The 14769-nt window shown below is 33.4% G+C and carries 11 protein-coding genes and 2 pseudogenes; 11 read left to right on the top strand and 2 right to left on the bottom strand.

The features are described 5' to 3' along the window. Nucleotides 1–29: 29 nt before the first annotated feature. A pseudogene (locus tag M1D66_RS28815) lies at nt 30–272 on the top strand (IS200/IS605 family accessory protein TnpB-related protein); the annotation flags it as partial. 752 nt (nt 273–1024) lie between these two features. On the opposite strand, the gene M1D66_RS28810 reads toward M1D66_RS28815, so the two are convergent. Then, a complete protein-coding gene (locus M1D66_RS28810) occupies nt 1025–1225 on the bottom strand; it encodes a hypothetical protein (RefSeq protein ID WP_242555254.1) in 201 nt (66 codons plus the stop codon). Nucleotides 1226–1953: 728 nt separating this feature from the next. Here M1D66_RS28810 and M1D66_RS28805 point away from each other — a divergent pair. The 10 genes from M1D66_RS28805 (at nt 1954) to M1D66_RS28760 (ending at nt 12671) form a co-directional block, all read left to right on the top strand. Next, nucleotides 1954–2619, top strand: coding sequence for an alpha-helical endospore appendage domain-containing protein (locus M1D66_RS28805; protein WP_242555253.1), 666 nt, complete (start codon nt 1954–1956; stop codon nt 2617–2619). Nucleotides 2620–2624: 5 nt separating this feature from the next. After that, nucleotides 2625–3071: a hypothetical protein gene (locus tag M1D66_RS28800; RefSeq protein ID WP_242555252.1), complete on the top strand. Its 447-nt coding sequence runs from the start codon at nt 2625–2627 to the stop codon at nt 3069–3071. Nucleotides 3072–4399: 1328 nt separating this feature from the next. Continuing rightward, a complete protein-coding gene (locus M1D66_RS28795; RefSeq protein WP_242555251.1) occupies nt 4400–5413 on the top strand; it encodes a glycosyltransferase in 1014 nt (337 codons plus the stop codon). A gap of 293 nt (nt 5414–5706) precedes the next feature. Further along, a complete protein-coding gene (locus M1D66_RS28790; RefSeq protein ID WP_345742480.1) occupies nt 5707–6504 on the top strand; it encodes an alpha-helical endospore appendage domain-containing protein in 798 nt (265 codons plus the stop codon). A gap of 162 nt (nt 6505–6666) precedes the next feature. Beyond that, complete coding sequence (locus M1D66_RS28785; RefSeq protein ID WP_479831985.1) at nt 6667–8238, top strand: YncE family protein; 1572 nt, start codon at nt 6667–6669, stop codon at nt 8236–8238. 708 nt (nt 8239–8946) lie between these two features. After that, entirely contained in the window at nt 8947–10086 is a 1140-nt protein-coding gene (locus M1D66_RS28780; protein WP_479831983.1) for a glycosyltransferase, read from the top strand. Between the two features lie 836 nt (nt 10087–10922). Continuing rightward, the gene (locus M1D66_RS28775) at nt 10923–11180 is read left to right on the top strand and encodes a hypothetical protein (RefSeq protein ID WP_479831982.1); all 258 of its coding nucleotides are present in this window, start codon (nt 10923–10925) and stop codon (nt 11178–11180) included. Between the two features lie 49 nt (nt 11181–11229). After that, complete coding sequence (locus M1D66_RS28770) at nt 11230–11376, top strand: alpha-helical endospore appendage domain-containing protein (RefSeq protein ID WP_479831981.1); 147 nt, start codon at nt 11230–11232, stop codon at nt 11374–11376. Between the two features lie 524 nt (nt 11377–11900). After that, nucleotides 11901–12335 carry a YncE family protein gene (locus tag M1D66_RS28765; protein WP_479831980.1) on the top strand — a complete coding sequence of 145 codons (435 nt, stop codon included), beginning with the start codon at nt 11901–11903 and terminating at the stop codon, nt 12333–12335. Nucleotides 12336–12482: 147 nt separating this feature from the next. Further along, nucleotides 12483–12671 (top strand): glycosyltransferase, encoded by a 189-nt coding sequence (locus tag M1D66_RS28760; protein WP_479831979.1) that lies wholly within the window; start codon nt 12483–12485, stop codon nt 12669–12671. A gap of 753 nt (nt 12672–13424) precedes the next feature. On the opposite strand, the pseudogene M1D66_RS28755 reads toward M1D66_RS28760, so the two are convergent. Further along, a pseudogene (locus M1D66_RS28755) lies at nt 13425–14429 on the bottom strand (RNA-guided endonuclease TnpB family protein). Nucleotides 14430–14769 lie beyond the last annotated feature (340 nt).

Below are 14769 nucleotides of genomic sequence, written 5' to 3'. Positions count from 1 at the left end.
GCAGATCAAGGTTTATAAAGATAAATTAGACGAATGTTAGAAAAGATGACTTGGACAAACTCTCAACTGGAATCATTAAAAGCTACGATGTTATTAGTATAGAGGATTTGCAAGTATCGAATACGTTAAAGAATCATAAGCTAGCAAAAGCGATTAATGAGGTATCATGGTCACAGTTTCGAGCTAAAGAAAAATGGTACGGTAAACAAGTCATTGTCGTATCAGAAACATTTCATTCCCGTCAATTGTGTTCTTGTTGCGGGGCGTCTAACAATTTATAAAAAGACTTTACTTAAAATTTTTTTACATCAGTACCTCTTGTTTCAACGTATTTTGAGGCCGCTCTTTTGTTCGTCATATTTCCGCGTTTGCGAGTGTAGGTACTTTTTTTATGAAGAAGGCGATTTTCTTACTCACGATCAAGACTTATATGAGATGAATTTGAGTATCAATTAAATATTACCTTATGGGGTAGCTTTTATATGACTTTCAAGATGATGGCGAAAATCTACTCATTGCGTATGGTTGATATAAAGTTCATATCTGCTCTAAACCGTAAGATACTCTACGGGCGTATGCATTCACAGCAGTGAATGTGTATTATAGAAAGGTGGTTCCTGTATCACTTCGAGATATACAGGAACCAAATGTATGGTTTTTCGTTGTGATACCGCCTATAATAGTCAACACATTTATAGAGTTGTAAAAACATTTGCTATTTTTGCGGTGAATTTAATTATTCCATGTAATCGGTAATAAAACAAAAATTCACATCATCGCACATTATTTCATATTGTTAATATAATTTCGGGAAAACCAAGGGGAAATGAACAACAGCTTAGTAATTTAAATGATAAAAAATTAGAGCTGCCCTGTTGGTATGATTAAAATTGTCATCTCCTACATGTTTAACTAGTTTGCCTGATTCATAATATTTAATTTTTATTTTAGTTTTGCGCCAATAGAATATAAAAAGTACAATAGTATTATCAACATTGAAAAATTACATTGATCAACAAAAAGTCTAATCAAACTCTATATGTAAAGTAATTATTTGATTACACTGTGAACATTTATTTTGGGATTGGTCTTGCAAAATAATATTAATTTCCCCTTGACATAATGGACATACAGTCTGGTAATGTCTTTTTATGCCACCATCACTTATATCCTTTTCTATTTGTTTAATAATAGCTTCTCTTATAGCATCAACATTTCTTTCCAAATACTTTCCTCCTCCGAAAAAATAATTTATTAAACACTATTAAAAAACTTTTAATCAATTTAGTAATATTCTATGTATATACAGAATCAATTATTATAAAAATAAATATCGCATATAATGTACAACATTTTAAAATAGATAAAAACAACAAACACTGCTTTTTCTCAATATCTATCAAAGTTAGAAAAAGATTCGTAAAAACGTTTGGAGAATCAACGGTTCTAACAACAGACCAAAAGCATGTGTTACTTTGTACAATTAAAGGAACAAGTTTTTACAATAAATAACTTTAATATTTATATATAACAAAATGAGGTGGTAGACATGTAAAATTCTGTTGTGCTACCGTTGTAGGATTTCAAAATCTTTACCGCGTTTTGTGTACCTTGAAAATTATTGAAATGATTCAGGCTATATATAAATGAAACAATACAATAGATCATAGCAATTATTCGCAATTCCGTAGAGTCCAGTAATACTCTAACCTAATTTTCTATCTGTAAAAAATTTTGCAATAGAAGCCTGGGAGGTCATTTTATCCTTGGAGGGATGATTTGTAGCATAAATTCCCCCTTTAAAAATATATTATATAATATATTTATACTAGTATTCTTTACTTTGATTTAACCCACAATTTTTTATAAAAAAGTATCCAAAATTGCATTACAAAAAAGATTTAATAATAAGATAAAAAGACTACAATATTTCTTTAGAAAAGAGGGGACCTCATGTCTTTACCTAATGTTCCAAATGTAACACCGATAATTTCATTAAATCATCATGAAACTTTAAATTTATTACTTGCCTCCATAGCTCTGGAGGAAATTGGATTATCCCACATATTAAATGCTGAGGGAGAAAAATTACAACACTTTCTCTCGACATGCCCTACAAATTTCAAAGATTATATGCATATTAATAACAGTATAAATGAAACTTTGCGAAATGTTGCGAAAAATCAAATGTTATTACATTTTAAATTAGAAGATGTACTAAGTTTAAAATCGCGTTCAAACCTAGAACATTATGATGATTGTAACTGTGTAGAGTTTCGGGATAAGCATGGTAATGATTGTCAGTGTATGGAGTGTTGTAATCAACATAATAATGATTGTTATTGTGTGGAATGTCGAGATAAGCATGGTAACGATTATCAGTGTATGGAGTGTTGTAATCAACATAATAATGATTGTAACTGTGTAGAGTTTCGGGATAAGCATGGTAACGATTGTCAGTGTATGGAATGTTGTAATAAACGTAATAATGATTGCTACTGTGTAGAGTGTCGGAATAAGCATGATAATGATTGTCAGTGTATGGAGTGTTATGTGAAATTTTGTAAACATAATCAGACTAATTATAAAAAATACAAACAAACTAAAAGAAGGAGATAAACAACATGGTTATTTATCATTATCCATCACATTTTGCCGAACATAACGTATCCAAAATATCTATAGATTTTTTAGAAACCTTTTTATTATTTCTCATAGATTATATGGATCAAAGTGAAGAGGGAAATATGCAAGAAAAAAAAACCACAGAAGAAAATATATTGAATTCCTTACATTTGCTGTATCAAATATACACTAATTTTTCTCATAGTAAATTGATTTTTGAAGGGTCTTCTCAGCTCCCTTTTTTTTCGAAGCAAGAATTAACTTGCTTAAAAAAATATAAAAAACATTTAAAAAACCACCCATTTCTTAAAAATAAAAAGCTTGCTCAAAAATTTATAAATAACATATTAGAGTTAGACATGCATAGTAAAATACACACAGAAATTAATTATCCTAATCAGACCTGGATTGCTAAAGATATTTCCATTTTTTCAGCAAATGTGTAAAAATAAGAAACTGTATTTTTATTGTTTTCTTATCAAAAAAATTCATCCTCAAAAATGTGAAATACTCATTTTAGGTGGGAGATGCATGAGGGGTAAGCCAATATATCCGCTATCATATACTTGTACAGAATATCGTTTGAAAATTCTGGATATAAGGTTAGTTGCAGAAAAACGTTGCAATTGTAAAAACTTTCACGTTCTATCTACCCCACGCATGTTGGAGGTGCGAAAATCAAACTACAGTAAGCAGCGTGGGGCTTGACATTTAGGTTTTCACTGTAGGGACTGCGGGCTAAGTCTACTAAGATTATCCGGTGGGTAACATCGGTGTTGGTAGGGATCACCCACTTCAAACAGGTAGTGAGATTTTTGCTACCAAAGGCGAAGTCCTTTTTTGGTATCGCTGACGTGCAAGAATGCGGTGTGCCATCACCACTATAGGTTCGTGGGCGACGGTACTGTGACCATAACGTGCAGATTGTTGGTTCTCAAATGCTTTAACGTCTTTTGCATGACTATGAATAACGTATCCCATGTTTTTTTATGCAAAAATGATGCTTTCATTCCACGTCTAAAGACGGACTAAAGTCTTGTGTGATCTTTCTCGTATCGTAAATTTTGTAAGACGTAGTAATCATCTGTTAAATTGTGTTTACTTTAAAATCGATGATTCGTATGGCATTGGTTTTATCCTTAATTTTATCAAATGTTCAACTAAATTCTTTGATGCGAGGAGGCTTTTCCACTTGTAACGATGGTATTGGTATATTGCATATTTTCTATCCGCGTTTAAAAATTTACAGAGAGGGTGCTACACATATAGGTGGCTTTCATGCCAATTATAATTTTATATAAAAGAGTGAAATTTTTTGAAACACTGAGATTTTTCATTTGATTTGTTTGACATCTTTTATGTCACTTCCTAGAGCTGACATCTAAAATAGTGAATAGATCTATTTGTAAAGGAACTGCTGACTATTCAGATAAATGGATGCTAAGAAATCTCCCTAAAGCTTATTACATAACCATAACCTCGCCTACAAAAAGATAATGCTAAATTTAGGCTACTATCTTTTGAACAATTATTCAAAATCCCAATCAAGTTATCGAAGCAGCTAGTGTGTTGATAGTGATAATAATGGATCGGTTAACAAATTCTTTGCTATAGATAAAGCTTGTAGGAAAAGATAACAAATTTCCAATGCATCTTTTTCATAAATCCATTCACTTAAAAATTTTCGGTAAGGAACCCTGTTGTACAATTTAAGGAAAATTGGTGAAAAGCAAAACTGCTTTTCTAAACTGTATTCTATGAGGAGGGTTGCTGCATGTCATTCCCAACTATTTCTTTATGTATGATTGTAAAAAATGAGGAACATTGTATCGAAGAATGTTTAAAGCATGTTTATAATTTAGTAGATGAAATTATCATTGTGGATTTAGGATCCTCTGATAATACCATAAATATATGTAAAAAATACACAAAAAATGTGTATTGTAAAACTTGGAATAATCATTTTGCCGAAGCACGGAATTTTGGAATAGAAAAAGCAACAAAAGATTGGATATTCTATTTAGACGCAGATGAAGTAATTGAAAAAATTAAACCAGCTAGTCTAAAAGAATTATTAAAAAAAACCGAAGCCCCTATTATTAGTCTTCCTATTTTAAATTATGTAGGAGAAGAAAATTTGATTGATACTGATCAAATCTTTATTTTTTATCAAACACGTATATTTAAAAATGGTATTGGGATAAAATTCCATGGGCGTGTGCACGAAACTCTTTGTATGCCTGATGAAATTTTGGAATCTGATATTGAAACTTTAAAAATTAACATACATCATTTTGGTTATTTAAACCCTGTTGTTAAATTAAAAAAGAAAAATAAAAGAAATACCGAATTATTAATAGCAGAAATTAGAAATCCAAACCCATGGATAGATTATCATATTGCTAGCGAATTATACCGAGAGAAGTTTTATAATTTGGCACTATATTTTTTGAATGTGACTATTCTAAAGTTTATAAAAAATAAAATTAAACCACCGTCGTTAATTTACAGGCTAAAATATAGCATTTATTTTGATGCTGGATTTATAGAGGAAATTTATCCAAATATTGAAAAGGCTATATTACTATATCCTGACTATGTAGATTTATATTATTATAAAGGATTATCATTATTTCAACTAAAAAATTATACAGATGCATTAAAAACTTTTGAACTCTGTCTAAATTTAGGTGAAAATAATCCTAAATATTTGATTTTAAAAGGTGTTGGCAGTTTTAGAGCTTTAGAATATATAAATGTATGTTTAAAAAAAATCAAAGAACCTTAAAAATCAATAGAATGTCTAATAAAAACGCCGCCTTCTAACCGCAGGAATTACTTAGGAATCTCCTATTTTGAATAATTCGTTAGGATGTTAATTGGTGAATAATTTAAAAAATATTTTACAGTACATATTGATTAAAGGGATTGGACTGACGTGTATTTTTGATTGTATGATGCTATTATAAAATGTTTTATCTATGCAAGGTAATTAATTTAAAAAAATTTAAGTTTAATTATATTATGTGTAGCATAAATTTATTGTGTGCAAATTTTTATAGAGAAGGATGGGAGATTATTATGTCACAACCCAATTTGCCAAATGTAACGCCAGCCATCACGTTAACTCGAGATGATGCAATTAATTTATTACTTTCATCAATTGCATTTGAGGAGCTTGGCTTAGCCCATATTGTGAATGCCGAAGGGGAAAAAATACAATTTGCACTAGGTACTTTACCAGGGATGACGGGTTCTAATGCAACATTACAGGATGTGTTAAATGTCAATAAGGGTGTTCAATCTACATTAGAGACTGTTATGAAAAAGGAATTGCTTTTAGGATCTAAACTAAATAAAATTTCCGATATCATAGAAAGAAACGGTCCAACAGGTCCAACAGGTCCAACAGGTCCAACAGGTCCAACAGGTCCAACAGGTCCAACAGGTCCAACAGGATCAGCAGGCCCAACAGGTCCAGTAGCATCAGAAAGTAATGCCGAATTTTTATTAAGCACAGATATTAATGTTGCACAAGGGAATTCTGTTCTTTTTGATACAGCGTCAATTCAAGGTACAGATATTATGTATCCTTCAAATAATGGGGAAATAATTTTAAATGGAAATCAAAGTTATCTTATTATGTATTCTCTACAAGTAAGCAAAGTAACAGAAACGGTAGGGGGAGCTTTTTATTTAGATGGAACGCTAGTAACTGGTACTCAAACTGTTGCTAGTACTGTAACGAATAGTAATCAGGCTATTCTTAGAACAGGACCGGGTAGCCATATATTAGAATTGCGTGTTACCCAAAGTAATATAAATCCGGTTACAATAAATTATAATATTACTACCGTAAATATAGTACGAATTTCTTAATAGTTGCATACTATAACATAGTTTATAAAAATTATAAACTATGTTTTTTTGCATAATAATAGTATCTTTTTTGTATAGGATTGAAAGAAGTGTATATATTGAGATTTGAATCCTATATATGTATATGTTCTTAAATTTTAAAGAAAGGGTGAAACACGAAATATGTCACAACCAAATTTACCAAATATAACGCCGAATATTACATTAACGCGGGACGATGCATTAAATTTATTGTTATCTTCCATCGCATTTGAAGAACTGGGGTTAGCGCATATTATAAACGCAGAAGGGGAAAAAATACAATTTGCATTGGGGACCTTGCCGGGAGTTACAGGACCAGGAGCATCTTTGCAGGATGTTCTGAATATTAATAATAGTGTCCGAGATACACTTGATATGGCAATGAAAAAAGAATTACTTTTGGATTCGAAATTAAATACTGTTAGTGGATTAATTAGCACATCAGGAGGAACAGGTGTGGGAGCCACCGGAGCAACAGGACCGACGGGGGCAACAGGACCGCAGGGACCTCCAGGAACTGGGGGAACAGGCAGTGGAGTGACCGGTCCTACTGGTCCAGCGGGAGCAACAGGTCCCCAAGGTCCAGCGGGTATTCAAGGACCAATAGGTCCGCAAGGTAATGATGGTCCAGTGGGTCCTCAAGGAGTGCAAGGTATCCAAGGGCCTCAAGGTGCACAAGGAGTTCAGGGGGTTCCTGGCCCGACGGGAGCAACAGGACCTCAAGGCCCTTCGGTAACAGGAGCAACGGGAGTGACAGGAGCAACGGGAGTAACCGGTCCAACAGGTACACTTGCTGGTCCAACAGGTCCGCGGGTCTATATCTCTAATGCTTTTGGTTCGGATATCTCTGTTGTAGATAAAACAACTTTCGCTCGTATTGCTACGATACCAGGATTTCCTAATCTGAGAAATATCGTATCCAGTCCAAGTCGTAATAGGGTATATGCTTCGATATCTACCGGTGTTGCCGTGATTGATGCTGATACAAACAGCTTGTTAGTCAATATTCCAACTGGGGGAATTGTATTAGGTTCAGCAATAGATGATAGTGGAAATAGACTTTATGCAGCAAACTTTGCTTTAGGTAATGTATCAATAATAGATACTGCAACTAATGGAATAATTGGAACAATTACATTTGGAACAGAAGTAGAGGCCCTTGCCTTAGATCCAGCGAGAAATAGACTTTATGTGGCGGAGGATGATAGTAGCCGAGTCGCAATTGTTGATTTAACGACTAATACAATTATTGCGACCCTTGCAGTGGGGCCTAACGGTTTTGGGGAGGATCAGTTAAATATCGCCATAAATACGATATCAAACTTGGTATATGTAGCAAATGTCGGCAGTAACAATGTTTCTGTTATTGACGGTGGGACTAATTCAATCACGGCTACCATCCCAGTGGGAGTGAATCCAACCGATGTAGATGTAAATTCAGTTTTGAACCGGGCCTATGTATCGAATTTTAGTAGCTCAAATGTTTCTGTTATTGATACAACTTCAAATTCTGTAATAGTCACAGTTACAGTTCCGTCTCCTCCTAGAGGAGTGTATGTAGATTCAGCTACAAATAATGTTTATGTAGCTACTGGCGACGGCATTGGCAGTGTTGTGGTAATTGATGGAGCAACAAATACGCTTCTTAATGCTATACCTGCAGGAAATAGACCTTATCAAACTACAATTTTAAATACTACATTCCCAAGCTAAAGGGAATCGTTGATTTTTATGATGTGCACAAAAGTTGCGGGAGTAATAAATATATCAAACTTTTGTGCATATATTTTATTAACTTGTGGTGCTAGTTGAGCTCGCAAATAAAAAGAATTTTTGTCTATCAAAAAACTATCCTATTTATAACAACTATATAGAACATATTAAAAAATTATAAATCGATTCCGTCATTTTATAGTTGAATACTGTATGGAATTCGATAAGGGTATTTAATGCGTTTTATATATTTTGCAAAACCATAGGGCTAGTTAAGCAGTATATAAAAAGCTTGTTCCAAAGGTATAAACAAACACTTATAAGCAGTTAGAGCTAGTGTATTACTAGTTACTTCTGTACGGAAGGGCCTGTAAATGGGATATATTTCCAGATGGGTTGTATTTACTAGTGCTAATAATGATATACGGTTAGATAAAGAAGTTGTCACTATACCTGGGAATATAGACTGTTTGAATGATAAGTTACAGAAGTATCATGGACAAAATTACTTTCAGGTAGAATGCGTCTATCTAGTCACTTTATCAAAGTAAAATTCATAAATAGTGAGGATAAACTGGAAGCTCATTTTCAGGTTTAGGTGATGTATTGAATATAGTATCATGAATAATTTTGATGATGCGCTTTAATAAAGTATCGTAAAAGGACTTAGGTTTAAAGGAGATGGAAAGGGCCAAAAGGAGGTAGCAGATGGTTACAATTAGTTTATGTATGATTGTGAAAAATGAGGAGAGTAACTTAGAGAAATGTTTAGAGTCAATAAAAGGTATTCCAGATGAGATTATTATTGTAGACACTGGGTCTACAGATCGTACGAAAGAAATTGCACGAAGATGGACAACGCATGTTTTAGACTTTAAGTGGATTGATGATTTTGCGGCAGCACGGAATTATGCTTTTGAGTGTGCAACTCAGCAGTATATATTCTGGCTAGATGCGGATGATATACTGCTGCCAGAGGAGCAGAAAAAATTATTGGAATTAAAACAAAACTTAGATGAATCGATAGATGCGGTATCGATGGTATACCATACCTTATTAGATAAACACAATAATGTTATCACAAGTACACATAGACTTAGATTATTGAAAAAAGGCAAAGGTTTTAAATGGAGTGGGATGGTGCATGAAGATGTGAATACATCAGAAATATATCGTTGCTATAATAGTGATATTGTAGTAACGCATACGAAAGACCATAGTCCATCTAAGCGAAATCTTGAGATTTATGAGAAGGCTGAAAGAAGTGAGGAAAAGTTTACATCACAAGATTATTTTAACTATGCACGGGAATTACAAGTAAATAAGATGTATGAAAAAGCAATTAAATTTCATAATCTTTTTTTAGAATCGAAAAATATCCCTAAGGAATTAAGAGTTTTTACTTATCATAACCTGGCATGCTGTTATTTTCAGGTTGAGAAACCGGAAAAGGAGCTTGAATTGACAGTAGAGTCCTTTAAGTACGATATACCACAACCAGTTTTTTGTTGTCGAATGGGGGAGCATTTTATAAAACAAGAGCAATTTAAGCAAGCGATTTTTTGGTATTTACTTGCTATAGAAAACGGAATTTTGAATCAAAATTATCATATTGAACAGTTTATTTATCAAACATGGTTGCCTCACAAACAATTAGGTATGTGCTATTATAAAATAGGTGATTATAGGAGTTCCTACAAACATAATAAAGAAGTTCTTAAATATATACCAGATGACAATGAAACATTAAATAATGTGAGAGTTTTAAAGGGAATGTTACATGAGCAGGGAGTCATTCTCCCGGATAGTGACGAGTGTGATGTTAATTACTCGCAAGAAAGTATATAGATAATATTTGTGTGAACTATTTTTAAATTAAAAACACGATGCTAGACAAAAAAGAGACACAGATGTTGGGTTTGTTTTGAATCCGTGTAAAGATTAAATAATAAGATAATCTTGTTATTTGAATGTAAACGTTTTAGTTTTCTCAGTAGGATTTCTCCACAACAGAATGCTTATATTAGCATTCTGTTGTTTTTTATGTCTGGAGGATACGAGTTATTACTAAAAAACTTATTGCCTACAATACAGGTACATAAAAGTACATGACAAAACAGATCGAGCACTCAAAAAAATAAAATTATTAATGCCATTAGAAACCGTTGAAGTTGTTTGCTTAGAGACCAAAACACGAGTTCTAGCTATATTAACTCTTTTCATTTTTTAAAACAAAAAATATAGCATCTATGACCGAATCAATTGAGAATGAATTAAAAGGTGTACAAAATGAGTTTGAAAGGGGACATACATAAATTTAAAGAAATGAAGTACCATACAATCTAAGTTAGAATGTATCCTTTTTCGAAGAATTTGTAAATAAAGAAACATAAATTTATCCATGACAAGCAAATAAACGTAAAAACATGGAATAAGGTAAATATTATTATAAATCTTCAGAGCATAGCAGTGATTGAAGAGGTGGGTTTAGTGAAATATCAGAATGTACCTTTATTATAGGTGAAAATAGTACAGGATTAGAATTTAAATAGTAATCATCAAGATGGATGGAATAGCACATATCGTAATGGATTATATAACAAACCAAATAAAATGTGCATAGAATATGAGATGAGTTTAATTTAGTTCTTTTTCATAGTATAGTCTATTTTTTAGAGAGCCCAATGGCATCAGAAAGTAATGCCGAATTTTTATTAAGCACAGATATTAATGTTGCACAAGGGAATTTTGTTCTTTTTGATACAACGTCAATTCAAGGTACAGATATTATGTATCCTTTAAATAATGGGGAAATAATTTTAAATGGAAATCAAAGTTATCTTATTATGTATTCTCTACAAGTAAGCAAAGTAACAGAAACGGTAGGGGGGAGCTTTTTATTTAGATGGAACGCTAGTAACTGGTACTCAAATTGTTGCTAGTACTGTAACAAATAGTAATCAGGTTATTCTTAGAAGAGGGCCGGGTAGCTTGCAGGATGTTCTGAATATTAATAATAGTGTTCGAGATACACTCGATATGGCAATGAAAAAAGAATTGCTTTTGGATTCGAAATTAAATACTGTTAGTGGATTAATTAGTGCATCAGGGGGAACGGGCATGGGGCAACAGGAGTAACAGGAGCGCCAGGCATTCCTCTTAGTCCAACAGGTCCGCGATTATATGTGTCTAATATACCAGGATTGGGCGGTAATATGGTATCTGTATTTGATAAAGCATCCCTTAATCTAATTAGTACAATTACAATACTGGGGGCCCTAGCATAAGAGATGTTGTTACTAATACCGCGCTAAAAAGGGTATATGTAGGGAATTCAACTTTAGCGAGTGTCAGTGTTGGTGATGCACAAACTAATACAATTTTAACGACTATTACTGTTGGAGGAGCTGGCCCGTTTGAGCTATTGGGAAACGATGGTACAAATACGCTCTATGTGACAAACTGGAGTCGGGGTAATGTTTCAGTAGTAAACACATTGACTAAAGCGATTGTGAGCACTATTACGATTGGCCCCCGAATAGATGCTATAGCGCTAGACCCTACCGCTAATTTATTGTATGTTGCAGAAACTCAAAATCCTGGTAATGTAGCCGTTGTCAATTTAGCTTCTAATACCGTTATTACTACGATACCGTGGGAATATGGCCTCACCAGAAGCTCAATTAAATATTGCTGTAGTTCCGAGTATACAGAGAGCATTTGTGACTACTGTAAATGATGGTAATGTTTCTGTGATTAGTACAGCTTCTAATTCGGTAACGGCTACTGTCACTGTTGGGACATTCCCTACGGATCTCAGAGTGGGTGCCAACGGTAAAGTGTATGTATCTAATTTTGGGTCAGGAACTGTGAGCATTTTTGATTCTAGTACGCTAGCTCCAATAGCTCCAATAGCAACTGTAACAGTAGGTGCGAATCCAAGAGGAATTAACATCGATCCTGCAACCGACATTGTTTATGTGTCTGTATCAACTGGAAATAATGTAGTTACGATTGACCCAAGTACCAATAATCTTGTCAATTCTATACCTGGTAATACTCCATATCAAACTGCTGTTTTAAATGCAACTTTTTGATTTTAAATAAAGCGAAGAAGTGTAGACGTTTGATTTAGAGTTTTTTTATAAGTTCTTTTCATATTAATAATAAATGCATATAATTTGAATGTTTAATGAATCAGTAGATTTATTAAACATTCAAGGGGAATAAACTGTTTAATCAGAGTGTTTTTTGAAAGGGGAGAATGTGCACTAAAGTGGCCCCCATATGTTCTAGATTTTGAGTGGAATGCTGATTTTTCAGCAGCACGTAATTTTGTTTTTCAACAGGCAACAAAGGGATATATAATTTGGCTAGATGCAGATGAGATATTAATAGCAGAAAATTCCGGAAATGAAGGCTGTTCAAAATAAAAATGAACTGCGAACGGTTAGTCATTCAAGAATCCCATCCGTTACACCACCAGATGTGTGGCTTGCGACTTTAACCGTGGGAGTGTTAATATGGGTCACCTTTTGAAAAAGGTAAGCATATATTAGAGCATGGAACCATCTCTCCGTTGTTTTACATTCATTCTTTATCATATTGAGAGCATCTACTAGAGTGGGTGCTCTTTTTGTACGCATTTTTTCAAGTATTGTTAACTAACAATATATTTTTAGTTGGAAAAAAGAAGGGGCAGATATTACGGTTTGGTGAGTAAGTGTTTTTAGCCCTAAAAGCAACAAAATAATAAAGAAGTTATATTAGTGTATGAGATATACCGTTAATTAAGGATTTACCAAAAATTATTAAGCATTTAAATGAGAATGAATATATATTTGAAATTTATAATGAAAAGGAAGGTAAGTTTTTAAATCTTTTGCGCGATAATCGACTGTAAATTATTTATTATGTAACTGCGGGTGGAGGTTTTTAATGATTTGTTAGAATTCAATTTTATATACCCTAAATGGAAAAAGGCTGAAACTAATATTTCAAGTAATGCTTATTACACCTATTAGTATAAGAAAATTTTATGCAAGAAGCTTTGTTTTTTGTTTTATTGCATGGATGCTTTGAAAAAGAATTTCATTTAGTTTTTTGAAGCTTTGAACTACCCCCACTTTCACTTCGTTTAGAAGAGGGGGATTCCTGAGTAAAGAGTTCTACCGAACTCTAATTGATTAGGCTATCTCCGCAGTCCTTGCGGTTAGAAGCTTTATCGCTCCATTTTTTAGAATGATACTTGCGTTACTATCCCTATCATGGTGTGTACGACAAGAAGGGCAGTTCCATTTACGTAGGCTTAGATTTTTAACGTCTTTGTTTTGATATTCACAACAAGAACATAATGGCTGGAAGCAAATGTTTTCGATACGACAATGACTTGTTTGCCGTCCTATTTTGCTTTGTATTCCAACATGATTCGAAACTGTGACCATGATACCTCACTTATTGCTTTTGCTAACTTATGATTCTTTAACATATTCGATACTTGCAAATCCTCTATACCGATAACATCGTGGTTTTTGATGATTTCAGTTGGGATTTTGTCCAAGTAATCTTTTCTAGCATTTGCCATATATTCATGAATCTTAGATACCTTTACTCGCTGTTTATTCCAGCTAGAAGATCCTTTTGTTCTTCTAGAAAGAACACGCTGTGCTTTCGCCAACTTCTCTTCTAATGATCGAAAAAATTTCGGATTTTTATAGATTGTTCCATCTGACAAAATGGCGAAATTTTTTAGTCCTACATCCATTCCAATGGAAGATTGTGTTTTCGGAAGTTCTTGTACTTCTGTTTCAACTAACAAGGAAATAAAGTATCTGCCAGAAGGATTCCGTCTAATTGCAGCATTTACAATACGTCCCTTTACTTCGCGACTCTTGGCAAATCGAACAGGACCTAGTTTGTTTTTTGAAAAAGCGTGTATAAGCATCCGCAAGGTTGCGAGCAGACGACTGAATCGCAATACGATCCAACCAAACAAACGCTTTCTTCAGGGCAGGAAGTTTGGCAGAGCATGTACCATATGTCAAACCTTTCCCCGTCTCTTTGTATGTGTTATCCCATAGAGATAGGAAATGATTGAATATAAAACGAGAACAGCCAATTGTTTTATTAATTAGGGTTGCTTGTGTTTTATTTGGATAGATACGGAATTTATATGCTTTATTAATCATCATTCATTTCACCTCCATTTCGGCATGTGCCTATTATATAACGAACATACACTCGACAGATAATGACGTAACACTTTATGTATATCGAACAATTAAGGTGGCTTTCTGCCATCTCTTGTCCAAATCCAATTCATCTTCCAGCTACTCACTTCGCGTTCCTTGAGGAAGGAGTCTTCTTGGCTAAAATGGTAAAATCAGATAATTGAAGGTGTTAATTGTCTGGAAATTACGTTCTTTAGAAGTGATATTAAAATGAATCGTTATTAGTTGTAGTCTGTTTTTTAACTAGAATGTAGTTATTATATTATTATGTTTTATTTTGATATGTATCAGTGCAGTATCA

It is taken from the genome of Bacillus sp. PK6-16 (genome assembly GCF_056530295.1).
Note: the sequence above shows the minus strand (reverse complement) of the source record. Positions and strands in the feature narration are given on the sequence as shown.